Here is a 9,576-nt window from a genome sequence, read left to right on the forward strand (position 1 = left end):
CCCTGCCGGCGTCAACGATCCGTTCATGTGTCGCCGCTATGTCTTGTCGGATCATACCGGGAAGGCCGCTGCATGACCTTTGGAATCTCACGTAAACTGACCCTGCTGACCGGGGTTGCCGTCGCGCTCAGCATCCTTGCGATGTCGCTGCAGCTGTCCTCGCTGCACCACCTTCTGTGGAAGGACCGCAAGGAGCTGATCGCGACCCAGGTCGAAAGCACGGTCAGCATGCTGACCCATTTCGCAGCCCAGGCCCAGTCCGGCGCGATGACCCTGGACGAGGCCCAGCACCGCGCCAAGGAGGCCGCCCGCGCCATCCGCTATGGCGACGACGACTATGTCTTCATCTACGACCCCCAGGGTCTGCGGGTCATGCATCCCGATACCGAACGCGAGGGCACGAATGCCTGGGAGGCCACCGATGCCAACGGCAAGCTGCACATCCGCGAGATGATCGTGACCGCGCGCGCGGGGGGTGGTTTCACCGAGTATTTCGTCGCGCGTCTGTCGGGGGGCGATCCGCTGCCCAAGCTGTCCTATTCCACGCTGTTCGCGCCCTGGGGCTGGACGGTCGGCGCGGGTCTTTACGTTGACGACATCACCGCCGACTTCATGGCCGAGATGCGGCGCAGCGGGCTGTGGTCGGGGCTGCTGCTTCTGGCGCTTATCGCCTGCGCCATCCCGCTGTCGCGCAGCATCAGCAAGCCCATCAAGGCGCTGACCGCGATGATGGGGCGCCTGGCCCAGGGCCAGACCGACGACACCGTCCCCGGCGCCGCCCGCAGGGACGAGATCGGCGCCATGGCCCGCGCGGTCGAGACGTTCCGCGCCGCCACCATCGACCGCGACCGCCTGGCGCGCGACGCCGATGCCGTGAACGCGCGGCAGGCCGAAATGGTCGAACAGACCAACCTGCGCGCCGCCCAGCTGCAGCATTTCGTGGGGGCGATCAGCACCGGCTTCGACCGGCTAAGCCGAGGCGATCTGACGGTGCGCATCACCGATCCGGTCGCGCCCGAGTTCGATGCCGTCAAGGATCAGTTCAACACCTCGCTCGGTCAGCTGGACGAGGCCCTGGGGCTGGTGGTCGACGGCGTGGCCGTCATCCGCGGCGGCCTGGCCGAGATCAGCGCCGCCGCCCATGACCTGGCCCATCGCACCGAACAGCAGGCTGCCAACCTAGAGGAGACCGTGGCCGCCCTGAACGAGGTGTCGCGCGGCGTCGATCAGGCGGCCGAGGGCGTGTCCACCGCCCAGACCAGCGCCGAGACTGCGCAGCGCAACGCGCAAGGCGGCGGAGAGATCGTCCAGAAGGCCGTGGGTGCCGTGGGCGAGATCGAGGAATCGACCCGCCAGATCGGCACCATCATCACCGTCATCGACGAGATCGCGTTCCAGACCAACCTGCTGGCGTTGAACGCGGGTATCGAGGCCGCGCGCGCCGGAGAGGCCGGGCGTGGTTTTGCCGTCGTCGCCCACGAGGTCCGCGCCCTGGCCCACAAGACCGCCGAGGCCGCGCATCAGATCAAGGACCTGATCGGCGCCTCGACCGTCCATGTCCGCGAGGGGGCGGGCCTGGTGCGCAGCTCGGGCGCATCGCTGGTCACGATCGTCGAGGAGGTGTCGGCGGTGCGCACGATCATCACCATGATCGCCTCCAGCGCGCGCGAACAGTCGCAAAGCCTGCGCGCGCTGTCGGCGGGGGCCGACCAGATGGACAAGGTCACCCAGCAGAACGCCGCCATGGTCGAGGAGACGACCGCCGCCGCCCGCGCGCTTGAGGAGCAGACCGATCAGCTGGCAAGCAAGGCGCGCCAGTTCCGCACCACGCCTCAGCAGGCCCTGCGTCCCGCAGCCGTCGAACCCCGACGTACCGCAGGCTGGTAGGGCATCTCCGCCGGGGTTGCGACACCATCAGCGTTTGACGCCCCGGCAGGGGTCGCTAAGGTGCGGCTTCGACAGCAAGGGGGCGGATGATGGATTTTCTGGCACGGGCGACCGCGGTCGTGGGCGGCACGATGGTGGCAATCAGGCGGTTCGGCGCGCCCAAGGTTCAGGCGGTAGGCACCGCACCGACCATTCCCGACGCCAAGCGGCAGGGAATCATGACGCTGAAGATGCCGACCGCCAAGGGCTGGGCGCCGGGCCATGTCCCCGACACGGCACCGGGTCTGGCGGTCAACGCCTTCGCCTCGGGGCTGGACCATCCCCGCTGGATCGAGGTGCTGCCGAACGGCGACGTGATGGTGGCCGAATCCAAGGAGCAGCCCAATCCGCCCAAGACGCTGATGGACCACGCGGCCCAGGCCACCATGCGCCGCGCCCGCGCCATCGGCACCAGCGCGAACCGCATCACGCTGTGGCGCGATACCGACGGCGACGGCGTGGCCGAGACACGCGAAGTGTTCCTGGAGCGGCAGAACCAGCCCTTCGGCATGGCACTGGTGGGTGACACCTTCTATGTCGGCAACACGGACGGAATCGTGGCCTTCCCCTATCAGGAGGGCCAGACGACGATCACCGCGGCGGGACGCAGGCTGGTCACGTTCAAGCCGAACGGCCACTGGACGCGCAGCCTGATCGTGTCGCCCGACGGAACCAGTCTTTATGCCGGCGTCGGATCGCTGAGCAACATCGGCGATCAGGGCATGGAAGCCGAGGAGGGCCGCGCCGCCATCTGGCGTCTGGACCTGGAGACCGAACAGGCCGGCATCTTCGCCTCGGGGCTGCGCAACGCGGTCGGCATGGCGTGGGAGCCGTCGACAGGCACCCTGTGGACGGTGGTCAACGAACGCGACGGCCTGGGCGACGAGACGCCGCCCGATTACCTGACATCCGTGCGCGAGGGCGGGTTCTATGGCTGGCCCTACTGCTATTGGGGCCAGACCGTCGACGACCGCGTGCCGCAGGATCCGGCGCTGGTCGCCCGCGCCATCACGCCGGACTATGCCCTGGGCGGGCATACCGCCTCCCTGGGTCTGTGCTGGATGCCCGCGGGCACCCTGCCCGGCTTTCCCGACGGAATGGTCATCGGCCAGCACGGGTCGTGGAACCGCTCGACCCTCAGCGGGTACCGGGTGATCTTCGTGCCGTTCGCAGGCGGCAAGCCGTCGGGCCCGCCGCGCGACATCCTGTCAGGCTTCCTGTCGGATGACGAAAAGACCGCCTATGGCCGTCCCGTGGGCGTCGCCATCGGCGCTGACGGAAAGTCGCTTCTGGTGGCCGACGACGTGGGCGACATCATCTGGCGCGTCACCGCCGCGTGACGTCAGGCTGGCCATGACGATTGCGCAAGCCACCGTCACGGCGATCAGCAGGATGGCCGAGGCCAAGGCAAGACGCGGGCGCATCGGTCACACCATCTCGAAGATTTCGGCGTGGATCGCGGACAGGGGCGTGCCTCTGCCCGCCAGCCCCGCACGAATTGCCGAAAGCATCGGCGCAGGCCCGCACATCATGTGCGGCCAGTGACGCGTCCGGTCGGGCAGCACCTGGTCCAGCATCGCGGCGTCGATCCGCCCCTTGACCGCCACGTGGCCGCCCGTGTCCCAAGGTTCGGGCGGCTCCTCGATCATATGGGTCACGCGCAGGTCGATGTCCTGGGCGATGCGGGCCAGCTGATCGCGGAACGGCACGTCGTCCCAGTCCTTGTTCGCATAAAGTAGGTGGATGGTGCGCGGATCGCGGCGGGCCTGCAGCGCGTGAAGGTTGGCCAGGATGGGCGTGATGCCCACCCCGCCCGCGATCATCACGAACCCTTCGGCATCGGCCTCGCGGTCGATGGTGAAGACGCCATAGGGCCCGTCGATCCAGGCCACGCTGTCCACCGGCGTCTGCGACAGGCGGCGGCTGTCGTCCCCCAGGGGCTTGATCGAGAAGCTGATGTCCGGCCCCTTGTCCGGCGCGGTCGAGATCGAGAACGGATGTTCGCGCAGAGAATAGGGCGTGCCGCCAACGGCCAGCCATGCGAACTGTCCCGGCCGCCAGTTGCGCAGCGCACGCCCCTCGGGGCGCAGGACCAGGGTGCGGATGCCGTCACCCTCGTCACGGTTCTCGATCACGCGCCAGGGGTTGCGCGACTGTCGCCAGGGGCGCAGCACGCGCGTGTAGGCGATCAGCCCGCCCCAAGCCAGCGTGATCGCCAGCCACAGCCCCCGCGTCCCGTCGGCCCCGGTGAAATGCCCGGCCCCCAGCACATGCCAGATCGCCGCCGCAAACCCGGTCAGCGCCAGGCCGACATGCAGATACCTCCACCACAGATAGTCCAGCCGCAGCCGCTTGCGGAATTCCGACGTGATCACCATCGCCCCGAAGCAGACCAGCGCAACCCGACCCGCCGTCATGTAGGGATCGGCCTTCAGCGGATTCAGGACGCCCATGTCGTCCTTGTGCCAGATGTACATCATCGCGAAATGCCCCAGCATCAGCGCCACCGCCCCCCAGCTGAGGAGCCGGTGAAAGACCGGGATGATGTCGGCACCGAACGGACGCAGCAGCGGCTTCAGCCGTCCGGTCAACGCGAATTGCAGCCCGACCAGCGCCAACGCCCCGAAGCCAAGCCCAAAGGCCATCGTCTGCGTGAAGGCCGCATCCCGCGGTGGATCGCCGGCCAGGATCACCGCAAAGGGCAGGATCAGGGCCGCCAGCGCCAGCAGGATCCAGCCCGCGGCCTGCAACCGCACGGCCCCTGTGCGGTCGCCGGGGCGGATATGGGCGTCAGGATTCTGGCTTGGGACGACGGTCATGGGGGGCAAACGCGACCGCTTGCACGCAGTTCCGAATGCTTGCATGGAACCCGGGGCGCAGGCCATTGTTGGGGAACGACATTGCGCGCGCCCGCCCGCAATCCGCAACCAAGGAGACACGATGACACAGGCGCTGATGCCCTATTGCGGCCCGGCACCGGCGCCGGACCACCTGTGGTCCAGCTGGAACCTTGACCCTTGGGTGCTGATCGGCATCGCGGCACTGGCGATGGTCCTGGCGCGCAAGGCGGTGCCTGACCGTCGCGGTCCCGCGGCCCTGGCGGTGGGGGCGCTGGTCGTGGCCTTCGTGTCGCCCCTTTGTGCCCTGACGGTGGCGCTGTTCTCGGCGCGGGCGGCGCATCACCTGGTGCTGATCACGCTGGCCGCACCGGCGCTGGCCGTGGCGCTGCCGCTGGTGCCGCGACTGCCGGCCGGGCTGTCGCTGGCGGCGGTCAGCGCGGCGATGATCGCATGGCACCTGCCGGGGGTCTATGACGCGATCTGGGCGTCTGACGAGCTGTACTGGCTGATGCAGGCGGCGATGCTGCTGCCGGCCTGGGCGTTCTGGTCGGCGGTCCTTGCCCCCGGTTTCGGGGCCGAGGAGGCGATGCGCCGCGCCGTGCTGATCGGCGGGCTGGCCGGCATCATGGGCTTTCTAGGCGCGATCCTGACCTTTGCCCCCGACATCCTGTATTTCCCGCATGTGGGCGGCGCGATGGCCTGGGGCATGTCGCCCCTGACGGACCAGCAGTTGGCGGGCCTGATCATGTGGGTGCCGGGCTTTGTCCCCGTGGCGGCCATCGCGGGTCGCATGGTCTGGCATGCCTGGCGGCGGGGATTCGCCGCATGATGGTCGCGGGGCTGAAGTACCTGCACCTGGCGGCCATGCTGTGCTGGTGCGCGTCGCTGGTGGCGCTGCCGCTGCTTCTGCATTTCTATGGCCAGATCTGGCGCGGCAAGGCCGACAGCAGCCAGACCCAGGCCCGCTATGCCGAATTCCGGCTGATCACGCATTTCGGCTATGTCGGCTTTGCGACGCCGGCGGCGGTCATCGCCATCGCGGCCGGGACCGGCCTGATCTTTGCCGATCAGGTGTTCGACCTGTGGTTTGTGGCCAAGCTGACGCTGGTGGCGGGCATGGCGCTGGTCCATGCCTGGATCGGTCACCTGATCCTGACGTCGGGGGAACATCGCGGGCTGCAGAACATGCCGTCGGCCCTCTGGGCGCTGGTTTTGGGGCTACCGCTGATGATGGGCGTGCTGTGGCTGGTGCTGGCCAAGCCGGATCTGGCCTGGGTCGCGGACTGGATGCCCGATTTCATGCTGGCCCCCCGCGGTCAGTCGGTGGACCAGCCATGACGGCCCGCCTAGCCGCCCGCCCCGTCGCTTTTCGTGCCGATCTGATAGTCGAAGACCAGCTTGCCCCCATGCCAGCCGGTGATCCCGGTCATGGCCGCCGTCAGCGCCGACAGCAGGATGCCCCAGGGCAGCACCACGTCCTGCGGATCGGGCAGGCGGAACCCCCAGTTCAGTCCCAGCAGGGACAACAGCATCACCGCGAGGATGAAATGCGTCCAGCTTGCCGCCCGGATGCGGATGCCGGGCACCATCAGCAACTCGATCGTGCCGGTGATCCCGGCCAGGACCCCCAGGCCGAAGGCCGCGCCTGTCGCCCACAGCGCGACGCGCGGCCAGAATTCGTCGGCGGTCAGCCAGTACATCGCGTCGGCCCCGAAGGTGGAGAAGGCCAGCGCGATGGGAAAGGCCACCATCATCGCGTGCAGCGGATGGCCGGACAGGGCAATCTTGGTCTCGGTGTCGTTGAAGGCGACATGTTCCTCGATCGGGTCGGCAAGGCGGCGTCGCTGTTTCCAGGTGCGTCTCTGGCGCATGGGCACTCTCGTTGGGTCAGGGGCTTCTGGCACAAGGCATTGGCGGGGGCCGTGGTTCCGCTGCTGGCCGCATGCGGCGGCGGGCACAGCACGCTGAGCCCCGCGGGCCCCGCGGCGCGCGACATCGCGCTGTTGTGGTGGATCATGCTGGCGGGCTCGGCGCTGATCTGCGTCCTGGTCTTCGGGCTGCTGGTCCTGGCGGTGCGCAACAACGGCGCGCGGCGGTCGGAACGGACGTGGATCTGGGGCTGGGGCCTCGGGTTCTCGATGTCGGTGCTGGTCGTCCTTTTGGGGTTTTCGCTGTGGCTGGGAGAGGGGTTGCTGGCGCGCGCCGACGACGTCCCCCGCGTCCAGGCCCATGCCGCGCAATGGGAATGGCGGTTCGACCAGCCCGGCTTCGACGGCGCCATCGTGCAGACCCGCGATACGCTCTATGTGCCGGCGGGACAGGATTTCGACGTGGTCATCACCGCCCAGGACGTCATCCACAGCTTCTGGGTGCCGCAACTGGGCGGCAAGATGGACGCCATCCCGGGCCACCAGAACATCCACCGCCTGCGCGCCGACCAGCCCGGCACCTACGAGGGCCTGTGCGCCGAATTCTGCGGCACCGGGCACAGCTTCATGCGCTTCACCGTCGTGGCCTATGACCCGAACGGCCCGATGCCCGACATGTCGGGCGCCCTGATCCCGGAGACCCGCCCATGACCGATCCGCAGCCGCAGGGCGGCCGGACCATCGCCCCGATGGACCCGATGTTCGACCCCGCCAGCGACGTGGCAGCCAACGCGCCACAGCGCGCGCTGGCCCTGCACCGCCAGCTGGACCGCACCTGGTCGGACGAGCCGGGATGGCGGGGGTTCTTCACCTCGGTCAACCACGGCACGATCGGCCTGCGCTTCATGGCGACGTCCTTCGCGTTCTTCGCCATCGGCGGCGTGCTGGCGATGCTGATCCGCGCGCAGCTGGCGACCCGCGACGGCGCCTTCCTGGATGTCGAGCTGTACAACCAGATCTTCACGATGCACGGCAGCATCATGATGTTCCTGTTCGCCATCCCCATGCTGGAGGGGCTGGCCCTGTGGCTGCTGCCCAAGATCCTGGGCGCACGCGACATGGCGTTCCCGCGCCTGTCGGCCCTGGGCTACTGGTGCTATCTGTTCGGGGGCACGGTGATCGTGCTGTCGCTGGTGGCGGGCGTGGCCCCCGATGGCGGGTGGTTCATGTACGTGCCGCTGGCCGACAGCACCCACACCCCGGGCATCAACGCCGATGTCTGGCTGTTGGGCGTAACCTTCGTCGAGATCAGCGCCATGGCCGCCGCGGTGGAGATCACCGTGACCATCCTGCGCTGCCGTGCGGCGCATATGCCGCTGACCCGGATGCCGCTGATGGGCTGGTACCTGCTGGGCACGGCTGTGATGATGCTGGTGGGCTTTCCGCCGCTGATCCTGGGATCGATCCTGCTGGAGGTACAGCGCGCCTTCGACTGGCCGTTCTTCGACATCGCGCGGGGCGGCGACCCGCTGCTGTGGCAGCACCTGTTCTGGCTGTTCGGCCACCCCGAGGTCTATATCATCTTCCTGCCCGCCGCGGGCGCGCTGTCCACGATCATCCCGATCATGTCGCGCACCACGATCCTAGGATACGGCGCGATCGTCGCGGCCATCGCGGGGCTGGTGTTCCTCTCCTTTGGCCTGTGGGTCCACCACATGTTCACTGTGGGCATCCCGCACATGGCGCTGGCCTTCTTCAGCGCGGCATCGGCGCTGGTGGCGGTTCCCACGGCGATCCAGGTCTTTGCCTGGATCGGCACACTGTGGGACGGCAAGGTCAGCTTCCGCCTGCCCATGCTGTACGTCATGGGGTTCTTCTTGACCTTCGTCTTGGGCGGGCTGACCGGCGTGATGCTGGCCATGGTGCCGTTCAACTGGCAGGCGCATGACACCGCCTTCGTCACTGCGCACCTGCATTACGTGCTGGTCGGCGGCTTCGTCTTTCCGATGCTGGCCGCGGTCAGCTACTGGATGCCGCTGATCTGCGGGCGCTGGCGGGTGCGGGGCCTGGGGGAATCGGCGTTCTGGCTGATCCTCATCGGATTTCACGGCACGTTCTTCCTGATGCACCTGACAGGCCTTCTGGGCATGCCACGCCGCGTCGCGGTCTATCCCAACAACCCGGAATGGGAATGGCTGAACCTGATCTCGTCGATCTTCGGCATGATCATGTCGGCGGGCTTTGCGCTGTTCGCCTTCGACGTGGTGATGCAGTGGCTGTTCGGGCGGCGCAGCTGGCGCAACCCCTGGGGCGCGCCCACGCTGGACTGGGCGATGCCCGTGCCCGCCCCGTCCTACAACTTCGCCTCGCTGCCCGGACCGCGCCAGCCCGATTCCTCGGCCCTATTGCCCCTGGCGCGGGGCGAGGGGTTGCTGCCCGGCGCGCCGCGCGACCTGCGAGAGACTCTGGCCCTGGACGCGGGCAGCGGTCGGCCCGACCACGTCGCCGTCCTGGCCAAAAGCACCATGCTGCCGCTGTTCACCTCTGCCGCCATCGGCAGCTTTTTCGGGGCGGTGCTGGCCGGGCTCTACTGGCTGGCGCCCGTGGGCATCGTGCTGACCCTGATCGCTGCATGGAAATGGGGCGACATCATGGGATCGACGACCGATCATCCCGACGTTCGGGTGGCACCGGGCCTGACCCTGCCGCTGCATTGGCAGACGCGCAACACACTGGCCCGCACGGGGACGGTGGCGCTGCTTCTGGCGGACGGGACGCTGTACGCATCGTTGCTGTTCGGGGTGGGCTTCCTGTCGGTCGTGGCCCCCGCATGGCCGGCCCCGGCCAGCGGCCTGTCGACCCTGCCGATGGCGGTCACGGCGGCGCTGGCCCTGGCGGCGATGGCGGTCGGCCTGATCGCGGCCCACCGGGCCGAGGCGCTG

At 68.5% G+C, this 9,576-nt stretch carries 8 protein-coding genes; 6 read left to right on the forward strand and 2 right to left on the reverse strand.

The genetic code is table 11. From position 1 onward, the window contains the following. Window positions 1-72: 72 nt before the first annotated feature. Window positions 73-1,887 (forward strand): methyl-accepting chemotaxis protein, encoded by a 1,815-nt coding sequence (locus FHD68_RS02940; protein ID WP_127899536.1) that lies wholly within the window; start codon window positions 73-75, stop codon window positions 1,885-1,887. An 89-nt stretch (window positions 1,888-1,976) separates the two neighbouring features. Continuing rightward, window positions 1,977-3,266 carry a PQQ-dependent sugar dehydrogenase gene (locus tag FHD68_RS02945; protein WP_139085138.1) on the forward strand — a complete coding sequence of 430 codons (1,290 nt, stop codon included), beginning with the start codon at window positions 1,977-1,979 and terminating at the stop codon, window positions 3,264-3,266. An 87-nt stretch (window positions 3,267-3,353) separates the two neighbouring features. Here FHD68_RS02945 and FHD68_RS02950 read toward each other — a convergent pair whose 3' ends face one another. Beyond that, complete coding sequence (locus tag FHD68_RS02950) at window positions 3,354-4,745, reverse strand: ferredoxin reductase family protein (protein ID WP_164871487.1); 1,392 nt, start codon at window positions 4,743-4,745, stop codon at window positions 3,354-3,356. A 121-nt stretch (window positions 4,746-4,866) separates the two neighbouring features. On the opposite strand from FHD68_RS02950, the gene FHD68_RS02955 reads away from it, so the two are divergent. Both FHD68_RS02955 and FHD68_RS02960 read left to right on the forward strand, forming a co-directional pair. Beyond that, window positions 4,867-5,595 (forward strand): cytochrome c oxidase assembly protein, encoded by a 729-nt coding sequence (locus tag FHD68_RS02955; protein WP_127899538.1) that lies wholly within the window; start codon window positions 4,867-4,869, stop codon window positions 5,593-5,595. After that, window positions 5,592-6,104, forward strand: coding sequence for a CopD family protein (locus FHD68_RS02960; protein WP_198143092.1), 513 nt, complete (start codon window positions 5,592-5,594; stop codon window positions 6,102-6,104). Before FHD68_RS02955 ends, FHD68_RS02960 begins: the two co-directional genes overlap by 4 nt. An 8-nt stretch (window positions 6,105-6,112) precedes the next feature. On the opposite strand, the gene FHD68_RS02965 is transcribed toward FHD68_RS02960, so the two are convergent. After that, window positions 6,113-6,637 (reverse strand): DUF2231 domain-containing protein, encoded by a 525-nt coding sequence (locus FHD68_RS02965; RefSeq protein ID WP_045983237.1) that lies wholly within the window; start codon window positions 6,635-6,637, stop codon window positions 6,113-6,115. A 51-nt stretch (window positions 6,638-6,688) separates the two neighbouring features. Between FHD68_RS02965 and coxB the strand changes: the two genes are divergently transcribed. Together coxB and FHD68_RS02975 are read left to right on the forward strand one after the other, a co-directional pair. Beyond that, window positions 6,689-7,345 (forward strand): cytochrome c oxidase subunit II, encoded by a 657-nt coding sequence (gene coxB, locus FHD68_RS02970; protein ID WP_240542561.1) that lies wholly within the window; start codon window positions 6,689-6,691, stop codon window positions 7,343-7,345. 47 nt (window positions 7,346-7,392) lie between these two features. Then, a partial coding sequence (locus tag FHD68_RS02975; protein WP_139085142.1) for a cytochrome c oxidase subunit I occupies window positions 7,393-9,576 on the forward strand: 2,184 nt, incomplete at its 3' end.

It is taken from the genome of Paracoccus marcusii, from assembly GCF_006151785.1.
In the GTDB taxonomy this organism is placed as follows: Bacteria; Pseudomonadota; Alphaproteobacteria; order Rhodobacterales; family Rhodobacteraceae; genus Paracoccus; species Paracoccus marcusii.